Genomic DNA, 15,404 nt, shown 5'->3' on the forward strand with positions numbered 1-15,404 from the left:
CCATTGCTTGAAAACTTCGCAGAAGACCGGCCAGCCGTCATCGACACCGAAATCCTTCGCGGCAATCTCGCGTTCGCGCGCGCCGGTGGCGGGAGTGATGCGATCCACCATCGAATTCGGGAAAGCGACATTGGCGGAAATCCAGTCGGCAAAGGCCGGGTCGCTCAGCTTGGCAAGCCCAGTCACGGCATCTTCCGTCACATGCCCGTTGCCCGGAATGTTATCACAGGACATGACCGTGAAAGGCTGGACACCCGCCGCCTTGCGCAGTTTCAGTGCCTGAACGATCAGGCCGAACACGGTTTTCGGATGGTCTGGATGCGCGGCGTCCGCCACGATATCCGGATGGGCGGGGTCGAAGGTCTGGCTTGCCGGGTCGATATAATAGCCGCCCTCGGTGATCGTCATCGAAACAATGCGCGTATCGGCCGATGTCAGATAGGCCATCAGGGCCTTGCGCCCTTCCTCGGTTGAAATGGTCACATAATCGACCATCGATGCAGTGATGCGCGCGCCTGCATGATCGGCCTCCTGTTCCACAACAGTCGTCAGCCAGTCCTGGACTTTGAGCGTATCACGCATGGCGTCGTCGCTACCACGCACACCGGCACCCACCAGCGCCCAGTCGTGCCCCTCGCCGGTCGCAAAGAGATCGTCCAGATAGACAGCCTGATGGGCGCGGTGAAAATTGCCGACGCCGAAATGCACGATACCCGGCTTCAACCCGGCAGGATCGTAACCGGGCTTGTGCACCTTATCGAAGCTTTGAAGCGTTGCGCGCGATAGCTTGGTCATGACGATATCCTCTATTCAATCGTGTACGAACTGGACTTTGATGGTCGCGGCATTTCTGGGTCCGAGGAACCGTCGCATGCATGGAGTGTCGTCTGGTTCAAGGGTTGGCTGTCGGGGGGTGCCAATATATGAAAGCGCGCGAATTACACCCCGTCTAATATCCGGCGTGCTGTATTCTCATCGGTGATAAGACCATTAGCAAGTTTAGCCGCGAGTGCCGCCGTGATAGCGGCTGCACGATTTGTCCCGGAACCAACAATCACCGTTGGTCGCTCGGCTGGAGAAGTTAGCGCAAAGGACGTCAGTCGCGGATGATAATCAGCATCGACAACACTCCCATTCGCATCAATAGCAGTTCCTAGTAGCTCTCCGATTGCTCCACATTCCATCGCTTGCCCGGTTTCTGCTGCCGTGATGAACCCGTCCATGTAAAGCGATGCCTCCGGCCCCCAATAACCAATTCCCATCATAAGAAGGCTTGCCTCCCCGACCAGAGCCTTAAGGTTGCGATATCCAGGTTGAGCCTGTAATACCTCACGCTCCTCGATGGAATGTGTAACGACGGGCATTGGTAGGGGAAAACATTGGGCGCCGATCCGTTCGGAAAGCCAGGTCACCACGTCGTAATGGCTCGCTCGCCCGTCCCGGGTCAAATTGCCCATTAACGATACACATTTGTGCTGCGGGCGATTGATGGGCTGCAAACGCCGGGACACTTCGCGCATCGCCTTGCCATTCCCGATAGCAATAGTCAGTGGCGCTTTCTGCTGCAAGACCGTCTCGAGATACAATGCCGCATGCAGACCGACTGCGGGTATATCCTCGATATTACCGAATTCGTTCATAGCAACGTCACAATACTGCAACGAAAAGCGATCCATGAGCCGTTCCGCTAGTTCGATGCATTCGCTCATGGGATGAACGAGCTGAAAACGAATAAGACGTTCACTTTGCGCAAGCGCAATCAAACGCTGCACGACTTGTCGCGAAACTCCGAGTTCTGCTGCGATCTGATCTTGTGTTTTGCTCTTTTCGTAATAGAGCCATGCCGCACGGGCAGCAAGGTCAAGACGCCTGTCGCCGTTGACTTCACCCTTATCCCCATGACTGCTCATTGCCCCGCCCCTCTGTTTGTGGATCGTTTGCTCATCGGCGTAAGCTACCCTTTTTACAGCTTCAACAGGCGGGCGATGTTACCACCTACGATTTTTGAGTAGCCTTCGGAATCGTCCGTCGCTCTTTCCATCTTTCTGAACTCCCATTCGTAATCAACGAACGGCGAATCTGTTCCCCAGATTACCTTATCCGGACCGAGCGCACGAACGGCGGTCTGAATCTCGAATATCGGTGCCCGTGATGTTTCCAGATAGAGGTTCGGGAATTCTCGTGCGAAGCTGATCGCCTGATCCACGGACCAAAAAAAGCCCATATGCGCCATCAGAAGCGGCACATTGGGAAAGCGCGCAGCCATGAGTGCGAACTCAGGGGGACTGTTATAAAGATCGCTAGCGCCATGCACGATCACTGGAATGCCGAGCTCATCCGCGACCTTGAATAGTGGATCGACTAGGTGTGGATCGGAAAGATGATAGCCATTTATGGTGGGATGCAGCTTCAACCCTTTGAATCCCCAATCCACCACACATCGGCGCACCTCATCGGCGGCACCTGCCTCCCATGCATTGACAGCACAAAAAGGGATAAGGCGGTCGGGAAACTGATCGAATGCTTCCTTAATGGGTTCATTGGTGAAATTCCCTTCCACAAAGGGAAACATCACAGCCTTATCCACACCTACCGCGTCGATCCTTGCGATCAGGTCCGCCCCTGTCTGAACTGCACCAGCGCGGACTCCAAGATGGTTGTGCGCATCGATAATCATCCGTTCTCTCCTCGATTGTTTCAATGTTGACGTTTCAGTCCGCCGACAGCCATGGCGAGCAGAATGAAGGCTCCGTTCAGCGCGAGACGGTAAGGCGCTCCAAGACCGAGCAGCGTCAGTCCGTTACCGAGGAAAGCAATGAACAAAGCGCCAAGTATTGTGCCGAGTATGTTCATTTCGCCACGTCTGGAAGCGAGCGTCCCCAAATACGCTGCCGCGAAAGCATCAAGCAGATACGGTTCTGCTCCACGTGGCACCGCGATACCGGTCCTAGAGACGAGAGCAACGCCTGCGATTGCGGCAAGCAGACTCGCGACCACAAAGCCAGCTCCAAAGATGCGCCGGACATCAATTCCAGCGAGGAACGCGGCCCGAACGTTCAGCCCCACCGCCTTGGCTTGACGAGCAAAGGGAGTATAACGCATCAGCACGAATGTAACTATTAAGACGATGATTGTCATAACGATCAATGCTGAGAATGGACCAATCATCCCCTGACCGAGAAACAGGAAGGGCTTCGTCATGCCGCGCGGCAGCGTGAAGAGCATCTGGGGCTCCGCACCGTTTGTCATCATCAATTCGCCGGAACGGATAATAAACATCATCCCCAGTGTTCCGATAATTGCTGGCACTCCGATATAGCCCATGAGCACGGCATTGATCAGACCGATGCACAGTCCAAAACAAAGCGGCAAAAGATAGGCCGTCCACACTGGATAGTGATGGATAATCAGTAATGCAGCGATCAGTCCGGCGGCATCAGCAACCTGCGCCACGGAAAGATCCACCCCGCGCATCGACATAACGACAGTCAATCCAATCGCAAGAATGATAAGGACGGTGCTCTGGCGCAGGACATTTGCGATGTTCGCAGGACTGAGAAAAGCCGGCTTGAGCAGATAGAACAACACAAGTACGAGCAGCATGCCGATTATCGCGCCATAATTGCGCAGAAAATCCACTGCACTGCGGATGGATACAGAGGAAGTGACCATGGTGTTCATCGCGAAGCCCTCAAAAAATCAGTACCTGCCCAATCTCCCGTCGCCGAAACACACCCAGCGCGATAGAGAGAATGAGAACGAGCCCCTGGATGGCCGGAAGCAACTGACTTGAAACGCCGATCAGGACAAGGCCATTCGACAAGGAAGCAAGGAAGAGCGCCGTAATCACCGTTCCTGTGACACTAAGGTCACCGGCCCGCGACAGCGCGCTGCCCAGAAAGGCCGCCGCCAGCGCGCTGATCAGATAATCTATGCCGGTCGCCAAAGCAGATGCGCCGTAACTGTAGGAAGCAAGAACGACGCCCGCCAGACCCAGAACCAATCCGCCAATCACAAAAGATGCAAAAGCATAGGGCGAGCGAGCCACGCCGCGCAATTCGGCGGCTTCAAGATTTTGCCCGACCGCATACATCCGCAAGCCCAGTCTGGTATGGCGCAATAAAAAGTGCAGAAGCACCGCCACGACAAGCAGCAGGATGAATACAAACGGCACGGGGCCAACATACCCCTGACCGATGAAGAAGAAGGCAGGCTCATTTGACAGCGTTAACGCCTGGCCGCCATTATAGAGCAATGTCGCGCCCATGGTAACGAACATGGTGCCAAGTGAGGCGACAAAAGCCGGCATGCCGAAGAAAAGTACGAGCATCGCATTGACCACGCCAATTGCGGCGCCCGTAGCCAAACCCATGCCGATCGCGCCGATCATGCCTGTACCTCCGATAAGAAGGCCGGACGCGATATTGGTGGTCAACTGACTTGCAGCGCCAGCCGACATGTCAAAACCACCAGCAACGAGCACAATGGTCAAGCCAAGAGCGATAAACGCCAGAACGCTGCCCTGTTTCAGCACATCGAAAACATTTCCTATCGAAAGAAAATTGGGGGCGAGAAGTGTAATGACCGCCAGCACCAGCGCCATTCCGCCGAGGGTTGACCAGCGGGTCACCGTCGTTTTCGTGGGTTCCTGCGTTTCCGGTCGCATATGTCCGTGCTGTGCGGCAGGGGTAGCGGGCGTGTGCTGTTCTTTTTCGTTGCTGCCGGAAGCCCAGTACAGCATGGTCTCGGGATTGCTGTTCTGACCTTCAAGAACAGCGTTTATCCGTCCCTTGTGCAAAACCGCGACGCGATCGCACATGCCGGCGACTTCCTCGAAATCGGAAGAGATGAAAATGACCGCTGCACCACGCCTCGCCAACTCGATCATCTGTCGGTAGATTTCTACCTTTGATCCGACATCGACGCCGGTCGTCGGCTCATCGAATAGGAAAACATCGGAATCGCCCGGAAGCCACCTACCGATAACGACCTTCTGCTGGTTGCCACCTGAAAGATTGCGCGCAAGCTGGTTGAGAACAGGGGGCTGAATGTTCAAGTTCCGCACTATAGTGGCTGCATCCGCCTTTTCTCGCCGCAGATCGATCAGCCCGCCGCGCGACCAGAGGCCGATATTAGGCAAGGTTAGATTTTCGCGCATCGTCATGCCAGTGAGGAGGCCCTCATGCCGCCGGTCCTCGGGAATGATTGCGAAGCCTTCACGTCTTGCAGCGCCTGGATTGGCAGGAGCGGAAGCCTGTCCCCGCAAGATGACTTCACCTGCACTCCGCGGCAAGGCTCCAATCAGAGCCAGCGCCAATTCCGAACGACCTGCCCCCATTAAACCGGCAATGCCAAAAATTTCACCCCTTCTGACGGAAAAATCCACTCCCCGAACAGCTTGCCCCTGTTGGAGCCCCCTTACTTCAATCAGTACCTCCCCCAGTGGGAGGGCTTCTTTCGGATAAAGTTGGGAAATCTCTCGTCCGACCATCAGTTGCACAATGTCCGAGCGGCTCGTGCCCGGCGCATCACGTGTTTCGACAAGACGTCCGTCACGTAAGATGGTGATGCGGTCGACCAGATCCAGCACTTCATCGAGATAATGTGAGATATAGATGATTGTTACACCTTGATCTCGCAACGAGCGGATCATGGTGAAAAGAAGCTCGGCTTCTTTCTCGCTTAACGATGCTGTTGGTTCATCCAGGATGAGAATCTTGGGATCGCGCAACAGGGCCGCGGCAATAGACACTTGTTCACGTTGCGCGACGCTCAAATCTCGCACTAGAGTGTCGGGAGTAAATGCCGCGCCTACACGCTCAAGAGCCGTCTCGGCGACGGCGGCCATGGCCCTCTTATCCAGAAAGCCTCCGGACAATTTTTCATGTCCCAGAAAGATATTCTGTGTGACATCGAATTGCGCAACTAGCTGTTGGTCTTGATGAACAATAGCGATGCCGTTGGCTTCAGCGTCCACCGCACTGCGCATGCGGACGGGATTACCGTCAACGAATATCTCGCCGCCATCGGTCTGATAAACACCGGTTAAAACTTTTACGAGCGTTGACTTGCCCGCTCCATTCTGGCCCAGAAGAGCATGTATTTCTCCCTTACGGATCGAAAGCGACACATCACTGAGCGCAGTCACACCAGGAAAGATCTTGCGGATTGAACGGCATTCCAGCGCAGGCGCGGACGCGCTCCCCGCAGGCTTGCCCGTTTGGTGCGGAACCATGACAGATCCTCTTGCTTTATTTCACATGTAAGGGCGCGAGCGTACCCGCGCCCCGACCATAGTTCCGTCAGGGCAAAACGGGATGGACAACCTGAAGCTCACCGTCCTGCTTCCAGCGGCTTTCGACATCAGAACGCGCGATGGCAAGATCGCCCCAAACATTGGAGCCCCAGCGCTTTTCAGCCGCTGCAACCCCATTTGCGCGAGTGGCAAGCCATGCATCGGTAAATAGCGTATCGGGAAACTCTTCCTTCCCCCCCAGCTTTTGGGTCAGAATCTCGGCGGCAAGAGCGCCAATACGCGGAACGTCCTGTACGACTGTCGCAATAAACGGGCTGTCGACGTCGAGCAACATCTGAAAGCCAACGCGATCTCCGTCAATTGAAGCGACCTTGATTTCATTGCGGCCATTGCGTCGGATGGACTCCACCGCGCCAGAAACCAGCAAATCATAAGCGCCCCACACGGCGGCGATGCTGCCCGGCTCGGGATTGGCGGTCAGAATATCTTCCATCTGCGCCTGAACTCGCGCGACGCTATGCTCGGTCGGCACTTCATGCAGCTTAACCTGCGGATAGTCGGCGACAATCGCCTGGAGGATACGCTTGCGTGTTTCGAGCAATGGGGCGCCTGGCACCCAGAAAACATAGATATCGCCTTTATAGTGGATACTTGAGAGCAGCGCCCGGCTCATAATTGCAGACATCAGAGGATCGTCACCGCCGACATCGGCGACTGAGCCTTCGACCTTCGAGCCGATTGAGGTTGTTACGACTGGAATACCCGTAGCATTCGCCTTCTTTACGATTGGCGCCAACTGCTGAGCGTCGCCCAGTTGGACTATAATCCCCGAAACACCTGAATTGATGAGGCTTTCAATGTTTTCATTGTGCTTGCGCGGGTCAGCTCCGCCGTCAGTCACGACGACTTGAGCGCCGTCCTTTTCCAACAGTGATTGTGCACCCGCGATGATGTCGCGGTTGTAATCGTTGGTAATCTCGCGCGCCGCAATGCCAATTTTCTTGCCGTTGAGCGCCTGAGCGTGTGCCGTGAACGGCGCATACAGGGCGGATGCCGACACAACTATTGCGCAGATCATGCTTCGAAACATGGAAACCTCCCTAGAGCCCTCCCGGCTCTTTTACTCGATTATTTAATCGATAACCGATTATTTGATCGATTAAAGTTCGAAAGTCAAGCAGATAACCAGGGCGATAATGGACCCAATCGAAAGATGGATATACTTGATCACAGAGTTTTGCCCTGTTGTCGATAAATTACTCGATGAATCCAAGAGTGTTGGTCCGAAATGGCATTTTAATGAAGTAGCCTCGACAGAATTGGTTTGACTGACCTATTTGTCGATGTGGTCAACTTCTCCAATAGGACAACGCAGAGCACGGCGGCCGCAGTTCAGCGATCTGCTGTTCTTATGCCCACGCCGCGCCAGAAGCGCCCGACACTTCGATGAAGGGTAATTTCTTCGCATAGAAAGGATCTCATCCCCAGCCTGACCCAGATTCTGATGACTAGAACGGGGCCGACTACGGGAGCCCGGCTGATGGCTTTATCCGGCAAAACCTAAAACTCTAAATAGCTTGAAGGGATATGAACCGCTGGCACATGTCATTGGGCGATTTGCTGATTGTCAAACAACGGGCATCAGATTCTAACGACCGGAATGGGGCCGGACGCTGACCGGACGCTTATACGTTATGAGCGGAATTAGCTAACATTCGGCAGCAGATCAGGCCTGCGGCTAGCCGATCAGATTGTGGCCCTACATGAGCCTTTCCGCCCGCATTCGCATTGCTGGCTCAAGTTCAAGTGAGTGTCGCGCAATCTTGTCGAAACAGACGGACGTTGTCTCATTGATGGCGCGCAGTTCTCCATCAAGCGAACCAGCCATTGTCTGGCGAAACGTGATTGATGAACGTCCGACCTTCAACACCTGTGAGCGGATCGTCAGCAAGTCTCCGGCTGGCATTTCCTTTTTATAGTCCGTTGTCGAGCGCACATCCGCCCAACCGAAACTCTCATCCGGAATTTTCCCGGCAATGTGGCCCAAGAGCTGAAAGCTCGCATCATCGAACATCCCGGCATAATGCCGAACATTCATATGTCCCATGACGTCGCACATCCACGGATGTACGACGCCTATAAAAGTCACAAGACCGCTCATCGCGCCACCGACTGATAGCCACCCAGAAAAGCGGTGAGATTATCACCCAGAGCATCGCAAAGATAACCGCCTTCCTGCACGATTACAGTTGGCAGACGAAGCTTTGCGATTGCTTCCGCAATGCGTCCAAAGCCACCGGTGGTGACCGACAATCCGCCGAAAGGATCGCCTTCGAACGGATCAAGACCAAGCGCCACCACCAGCGCATCTGGCGCGAAAGCTTCGATACGGCGGAAAGCCGTATCGAGTGATGCAAGGAACTCGGCATCGCCGGATTTGCGCGGTAGGGGCAGATTGAGATTGTACCCGAGCCCAGCGCCTTCACCGCGTTCATCGGCATGGCCCCAGAAGAACGGATAGAAGCGCAGCGGATCGGCGTGGATCGAAACTGTCAACACATCGGGACGAGCGTAGAAGATGCCTTGCGTTCCATTGCCATGATGCAGATCGACATCGAGGATTGCCACGCGTTCGGTCTTCGAGCGTAGATGCTGAGCGGCAACCGCCGAATTGTTGACGAAGCAAAAGCCGCCTGCAACATCGGCAAAGGCATGATGCCCCGGTGGGCGGCAGAGCGCATAGGCCGCGACCTCGCCCGCAAGCAATGCATTGGCGGCGTCAATCGCGCTCCAGGCACTCCAGCACACGCTTTCCCATGTGTGTTCAGCTATCGGGCAAGCGGTATCGGCCATGTGATAGCCGACCTGCCCGACGGCAGATGCCGGATAACGACCGTCACGCGCCAACGGATGAATGTTCGGGATGACTTCTTCCGAAGCTTCCTCGATGCGCCGCCAACGCGGATAGATATGCTGCAGGAACTCCAGATATTCCGGTGTGTGCACGGCAGCGATCGGGCCAAGACCATGATTTTGCGGACGGATAATCTCGCAGCCCGCAGCCTTTGCGCCAAAGAGCAGACGTTCGACGCGCTCCGGCTGCTCGGGGTTAGGCTTCGGCGCGCCGCTGGAAAGAAAGGCTTTCGGATCGTGACGCGTTTGCTCAACAGCGTAGAAGGCTTTCATGACTGCTCCCTAATTTGCATTGATACGCGCCAGACGGGCGAAATCCTCGCCATAAGCGCCATGATCGAGATCGGCTTCGATCCAGCCGATACCCAGCCGTTGGTAAAAGCGCTGCGCGGCAACATTGTCCCGATCCACCGCCAGCCGCAGATAGACGCCGCCGCGTGCTGTCGACCAGGAAGCGACATGGCGCAGAAGAACCTCGCCCACACCCCGACCGCGAAACGCCTGATCGACATAGAGGTCCTGCACAAAGACACCGGGCTTTCCGAGCCATGTCGAGAAGATCGGGAAGAAAAGCGCCAGCCCCGCAAATGCCTCGTCCACCTCGGCGATCAGGCTGGTAAAAGCCGCGTTGGGACCGAAGCCATGGCGGCGAAAATCTTCCACCGTGCTGGAGACTTTGCCCGCAGCACCCAGCCCCGCACCCATTGCGCGGATTGCCTCGTGAATTCGTTCGGCATCGGAAGGTTCGGCAAGCCGGATCACAACGCCCGCTTTGCCACCCAATTCAATCTTTGGCATCAGAACGCCACCCTGTCTCCACCCTTCAGCCCCAAATAGTCGCGCGCCTCGTCGGGCGTGGCAACTTCCAGCGACAGGCCGTCAAGGATGCTGCGGATGCGCCGAACCTGATCGGCATTGCTGCTGGCCAGCTTTCCCCGTCCGTCGTAGAGGCTGTCTTCCAGGCCGACACGCACATTGCCGCCCATGGCCGCCGCCATTGTGATCATTGGAATCTGGTGCCTGCCTGCTGCCAGAACCGAGAAGGAATAGTCGTCCCCGAAAAGCTTGTCGGCGATGCGTTTCATATGCATGAGGTTTTCCGGGTCTGCGCCGATGCCGCCCAGAATACCGAAGACGAACTGGATGAACAGATGACCGGTAACCAGCCCACGGTCGCGAAAATAAGCCAGTGAATAGAGATGCCCGACATCATAGCATTCGAACTCGAAGCGTGTACCGCAGCCCTGACCGAGACTGGTCAGAATGCCTTCCATATCCGCGAAGGTGTTCTTGAAGATCGAATGACGCGTCGCCTCCAATAGCTCGGGTTCCCAGGCGTGCTTCCACTCGCGTGGCTTGTCGAGGGCTGGAAACAGCGCGAAATTCATCGAGCCCATATTGAGAGAGCACATTTCCGGTTGCGCCTTGAGCGGCGCGGCCAGACGATCATCCAGCGTCATCAATGACGAGCCGCCGGTGGAAATATTCACCACCGCCGCGGTCGACTGCTTGATGCGCGGCAGGAACTGCATGAACAGATCCGGATTGGCGGATGGTCTGCCGTCATGGGGATCGCGAGCATGGAGGTGCAGAATAGATGCGCCCGCTTCCGCCGCCGCGATGGCTTCACTGGCGATCTCCTCCGGCGTAACCGGCAAATGCGGCGACATGGTTGGAGTGTGCACGGAGCCCGTCACTGCGCAGGTGATGATCACCTTGCGCTGTGTTTTCTTTTTGTCGGTCATGATCCGGTTTCCTTAAGCGTTCACGGGCAGCTTGAGTTCACGCGACAGAACCTCAAGCGTATCGCCAAGGATCGCGGTGATCTCGCCAACTTGTTCTTGACTTACGACCATCGGCGGACAAACGAGGAAATGATCGCCTTCAACACCGCCGCGCGTGCGGCGCGAATAGATGATGAGCCCGCGCTCATACGCAAGATCCACCATGCGCTGATGGGCATTCAGTTCCTTCGGCAACGGCTTCATGGTCTCGGGATCGGACACGAATTCGGCTGCCAGCAATAACCCCTTGCCGCGCACATCACCGACGAACGGGAAGCGCTTCGCCAATCCTTCCAGCTCGCCCTTCAGCGCATCGCCCATACGGGCGGCATTGCCGACCAGATCGAGACGATCAATCTCCTGAAGCACCGCCTTGCCTGCCGTGCAAGCCAGCGGATTGCCTGCATACGTGAAGCCGTGCAGGAAACCGCCAGCATCCAGAACCGGCTGCACGATGCGTCCGGGCGCCGCCATTGCGCCAAGCGGGCAATAACCCGAGGCGAAACCCTTCGAAAGCGCGATGAGATCAGGCTTGCAGTTCCAGTGGTCGCCGCCCAGAAACTTGCCGGTGCGTCCGGCGCCGCTCATCACCTCGTCATGGATCAGCAGGATGCCATAGCGGTCGCAGATTTCACGGATACGCGGATAGTAACTGTCGGGCGCGACCAGCGCGCCGGTCGACGCTCCGCCGATCGGCTCCATGATGAAGGCGAGCACGCTTTCAGGACCTTCTTCCTGAATCTTCTCCTCCAGCATGTCAGCATATTTCTGGCCGCGCTGTTCCATCGTGAGATTGTCACGGTCGAGATAGGCGGTCGGTGCCAGGACTTTCGGCATTTCGCGCATGATGGGTGCGAAAGGCTCGCTTAAGGCCGCATAGCCGGTGACAGCCAGAGCGCCAAGCGTGCCGCCGTGATAAGATGGAAAACGCGAAATTACTTTCCAGCGCGTGCCCTGCCCGGTTGCAACCGCCCATTGGCGGGCAAGCTTGATACAGGATTCCACCGCTTCCGAACCACCGGAAACAAAGAATATCTTGTCCAGACCTTCCGGCATACGCTCGGCGGCCATGCGCGCCAGATCTTCCGCCGGTTCATTTTCGAAGTGCAGACGATAAGCGAAGGTGACGCGATCCATCTGCTCTTTCATGGCGTCGAGCACGTTGCGATTGCCGTGGCCGATATTGACCACCATTGCGCCGCTAGAGCCGTCGATGACCCGGCGTCCGTCCTGATCCCAGATGTAGATACCTTCGGCACGATCCACCAGCGGCCTGCGCAGGCGCGACTGGTAGAAAAGATGCGATGCCGGGCGTTCGTTCTGTGCTTTTGTGTTGAGCATGGCGTTACTCTGTCAGCGCTTGAGATATTGGTTGAGAACATTGGCGGTCACACGCTCGACCATGCGGTCGCTACGTTTGAGAGCCGCGACCCACTCGCAGCTTCCTGCGTGGAAAACCTCGCCCTTGCCGCGCGGGAAATTGACGATCATGCCGCAGCCGCGCTTGATACGTTCGACGGCTGCATCGCCATTGTCGCCGATCAGCGTATCGGCCACGAATTTGGCATCGGCATCGGAGAGGAACTGGTCGTCGGCTGGAATATCCGCGCTCTCTTCCTTGAGAGACGACATGCCGAGCGCCAGAATTTGCAATCCATCAGGTGCGCCGCTGCCCTCCTCTGGTTCAGGCAGACCGCCCCGGATCACATAGTCGAGCCCGTCGACCTCATAGCCGAAGGCGTGACCGTCAGCGCCCAAGAGATCACCGTAATAGATGCCGGTTCCCGCAAAGGCCCAATGTTCCGGGCGATAGACCGGAAAACCGCGCACGCCACGCGGGGCGCAGCCACCCCAGCCGACATAAAGCCCGCGCAGCGCATTGAGGCCGAAGGTTTCGGCAGCTGGCCGTCCGGCTTCCGTCGCTTCCCAGCAACCGCTGGTGCGGCGTGGATCGGCGGAGCGATAGACCGGGTCTTCAGCGCGGGCGCGATATTTGTAGCAAGTCTGGCGCTTGCCATCATTCTCAAGCCGCGTCTGCCACATGAAATTGCCTGCAAAACGGGCCGCACGGCCGCCGTCATCGACATAATGATCAACGGCATCGCGCATTTCCCATGTCCAGTATTCGTCGTGACCGACAAAGGCCACGCAATCATAACCGTCGAGGATTTCCGGCGAGAAGTGCAACTCATGCTGGCTGGCGAGATCAATCGCAAAGCCTTTCCGTTCAGCCCAGCGGAAAAACAGGCTGTCATAGCTGGCCCAGCCGGATGAGGCATATTTCTTGGAATAGCCATTGGCAAAGGCCCATTCCATATGCGGATAGCGTGGAGGGGCAGCAGGCGGCGTTACAAACTCCAGCGGCACGCGAGGCGCATCGGACGGCAGCAGCGCAAAGCCACGGCAGAACGGACGCTCGATGCTCACCGTCGTCGCGTATTGATCGCCATTCGGCCCGGTAATGCCCTGATAGTGGTTGGAACCGCCCCAGGTATTATAGGCCGTCCACGTGCCGGTCGCTGCAACCTGCAGGATACGACCGGGCTTACGGCCTGCCACAGGCCGCAGGATGAAAAGATGGTGGCAATGGATCAGCTGACCGTCATTGCCTTCGGCTTTCAGCGTGATGCGATAAGCACCGGAAGGCCAGTTCTCATCCGTCTTGAACGAAAATGTCGTCTCCCAGCCGCAGCCCACAACGGAACATTGGGCAGGCGTTTCCTGCCATTTGCAGTCTATCCCGCGCTTTGAGAAGACAGGCGTTTCAACCGCCCCATCCCGCACGATTTCGATATCGAAACGCGACGCGGTCGCACTCACCTGCAAATGAACCGTTGTGCCAGGCAGATAAGAATAGGCATCGGTGTAGCACCAGATTTCGCCACGCGGCCCGTCCATGCCGGGATATTCATAATAATGCCCAAGCACGGCTTCGCGTCGCTGCGCCGGGGTCAGCCCGAAATCGGGAAATTCCCTAAGATCGGCAAACTCATTGCCGTTTCTCTCGTTCATGCCATCACCTCACGCAGCCAGATATTTCTTGAGGAAGGAGCGGGTACGCTCCTGCACCGGATTGCTCAAAATCTGATCCGGCCGCCCCTCTTCCACCACCACACCGCCATCCATGAATAGGATACGATCTGCCACTTCGCCCGCAAATCGCATCTCATGCGTGACGATCAGCATCGTCATATGTTCAGCGGCGAGCTGCTTCATGACGGCATTGACCTCGTCCACCAGCTCGGGATCGAGCGCCGACGTCGCTTCGTCGAACAGCATCACTTTCGGCTGCATGGCGAGCGCACGGGCAATGGCCACACGCTGCTTCTGACCGCCGGACAGCCGCGAGGGATAGACATCGACCTTGTCGGCAAGCCCGACCTTTTTCAAAAGCTCCAGTGCTAGAGTACGAGCAGCGTCCTTCATCATGCCCTTGAGTTTGATGGGGCCGAGCGTGATGTTTTCCAGCACTGTCAAATGTGGAAACAGGTTGAAGTGCTGAAACACCATGCCCATCTGCTGGCGCACGGCATTGATGTGCTTCTCGAAAGCCTGCCCGGTGAGAGGTTGATTGACCTGCACGCCATCGAGCCAGACTTCACCGCCATTCAGCGTTTCAAGATGATTGATCGAGCGCAGAAGCGTGCTCTTGCCGGAGCCGCTGGGGCCGATGATGGCGACGATCTGGCCACGCGCCACGGAAAGGTCGATATCTTTCAACACTTCCAGCTCGCCATAGGCTTTGCGAGCACCCTTCACTTCGACCATCGGTTTTGCGATTTTGGGGCTGCTCATCGCGTGACCTCCACTTTTCTTTCAATGCGCCGCAGGCTGGCTTCCAGAATCAGATTGACCACGTAGTAGATGGCGGCGATGGTGATGTAGAATTCGAACGGGCTGAAGGTTTCGCTGATGGCAAGCTGCGCGCTGTGCACCAGTTCGGCAATGCCGATGATCGAAACCAGTGACGTATCCTTCAAAAGAACGATCATATTGTTGCCGATGGGCGGGATCGTATTGCGCACCGCCTGCGGGATGACGATGTAGCGCAAAGCCTGACCATGGCTGAAGCCGATGGAACGCGCGCCTTCCATCTGACCCGGATCGACCGCCACGATACCCGCGCGGATGATATCGGCATTATAGACGGCAAAGTGCAGGCTAAGACCGATGATGCCCGCGCCAAGTGCCGGAATATCGATACCGATCTGAACTAGCCCGAAATAGATCAGGAACAGCTGCAACAGAAGCGGTGTTCCCATGAACAGCCACATGAAGAACCGCACCGGCCATGCTAGAATCTTAGGCGCGTAAAGCACCACCAGCGCAAATACGATACCGAGCACGAAGCTGAGGAAAGCCGACGCTACGGTCAGAACCAGCGTCCACCACAGCCCTGTCAAAAGTAGATCCGTATAGGGTGCGACGATGCCCAAATCGAGAGCTTGCAT

Annotated in this window: 14 protein-coding genes; all 14 read right to left on the minus strand. The window is 56.6% G+C overall.

Features of this window, described 5'->3' with window-relative positions; all coding sequences use genetic code 11:
* Nucleotides 1-795, minus strand: a 795-nt coding sequence (locus D8666_RS20810; RefSeq protein WP_147438020.1) for a mannitol dehydrogenase family protein, incomplete at its 3' end; no start/stop codon positions are given.
* A gap of 143 nt (nt 796-938) precedes the next feature.
* Nucleotides 939-1,910 (minus strand): sugar-binding transcriptional regulator, encoded by a 972-nt coding sequence (locus D8666_RS20815; protein ID WP_121539255.1) that lies wholly within the window; start codon nt 1,908-1,910, stop codon nt 939-941.
* A 53-nt stretch (nt 1,911-1,963) separates the two neighbouring features.
* Nucleotides 1,964-2,677: an amidohydrolase family protein gene (locus D8666_RS20820; RefSeq protein ID WP_121539256.1), complete on the minus strand. Its 714-nt coding sequence runs from the start codon at nt 2,675-2,677 to the stop codon at nt 1,964-1,966.
* Between the two features lie 20 nt (nt 2,678-2,697).
* Nucleotides 2,698-3,681 (minus strand): ABC transporter permease, encoded by a 984-nt coding sequence (locus tag D8666_RS20825; protein ID WP_121539257.1) that lies wholly within the window; start codon nt 3,679-3,681, stop codon nt 2,698-2,700.
* Between the two features lie 10 nt (nt 3,682-3,691).
* A complete protein-coding gene (locus tag D8666_RS20830; protein WP_121539258.1) occupies nt 3,692-6,235 on the minus strand; it encodes an ATP-binding cassette domain-containing protein in 2,544 nt (847 codons plus the stop codon).
* Nucleotides 6,236-6,302: 67 nt separating this feature from the next.
* On the minus strand, nt 6,303-7,346 hold the full coding sequence (locus D8666_RS20835; protein WP_121539259.1) for a substrate-binding domain-containing protein: 1,044 nt from the start codon (nt 7,344-7,346) through the stop codon (nt 6,303-6,305).
* A gap of 669 nt (nt 7,347-8,015) precedes the next feature.
* A complete protein-coding gene (locus D8666_RS20840) occupies nt 8,016-8,417 on the minus strand; it encodes an acyl-CoA thioesterase (RefSeq protein ID WP_109365747.1) in 402 nt (133 codons plus the stop codon).
* A complete protein-coding gene (locus D8666_RS20845; RefSeq protein ID WP_121539260.1) occupies nt 8,414-9,442 on the minus strand; it encodes a histone deacetylase family protein in 1,029 nt (342 codons plus the stop codon). Before D8666_RS20845 ends, D8666_RS20840 begins: the two co-directional genes overlap by 4 nt.
* Before the next feature lie 9 nt (nt 9,443-9,451).
* Complete coding sequence (locus D8666_RS20850; RefSeq protein ID WP_109365745.1) at nt 9,452-9,967, minus strand: GNAT family N-acetyltransferase; 516 nt, start codon at nt 9,965-9,967, stop codon at nt 9,452-9,454.
* Nucleotides 9,967-10,914, minus strand: coding sequence for a 3,5-dioxohexanoate:acetyl-CoA acetone transferase (kce, locus tag D8666_RS20855; protein WP_121539261.1), 948 nt, complete (start codon nt 10,912-10,914; stop codon nt 9,967-9,969). The genes D8666_RS20850 and kce overlap by 1 nt, the downstream gene beginning before the upstream one ends.
* 12 nt (nt 10,915-10,926) lie before the next feature.
* A complete protein-coding gene (locus D8666_RS20860) occupies nt 10,927-12,294 on the minus strand; it encodes an aminotransferase family protein (RefSeq protein WP_109365743.1) in 1,368 nt (455 codons plus the stop codon).
* Nucleotides 12,295-12,306: 12 nt separating this feature from the next.
* Nucleotides 12,307-13,965, minus strand: coding sequence for a N,N-dimethylformamidase beta subunit family domain-containing protein (locus D8666_RS20865; protein ID WP_121539262.1), 1,659 nt, complete (start codon nt 13,963-13,965; stop codon nt 12,307-12,309).
* 9 nt (nt 13,966-13,974) lie between these two features.
* Nucleotides 13,975-14,721, minus strand: a complete 747-nt coding sequence (locus D8666_RS20870; RefSeq protein WP_167836143.1) for an amino acid ABC transporter ATP-binding protein — start codon at nt 14,719-14,721, stop codon at nt 13,975-13,977.
* Between the two features lie 23 nt (nt 14,722-14,744).
* Complete coding sequence (locus D8666_RS20875; protein WP_121539263.1) at nt 14,745-15,404, minus strand: amino acid ABC transporter permease; 660 nt, start codon at nt 15,402-15,404, stop codon at nt 14,745-14,747.

The organism is Ochrobactrum soli, from assembly GCF_003664555.1.
In the GTDB taxonomy this organism is placed as follows: Bacteria; Pseudomonadota; Alphaproteobacteria; order Rhizobiales; family Rhizobiaceae; genus Brucella; species Brucella teleogrylli.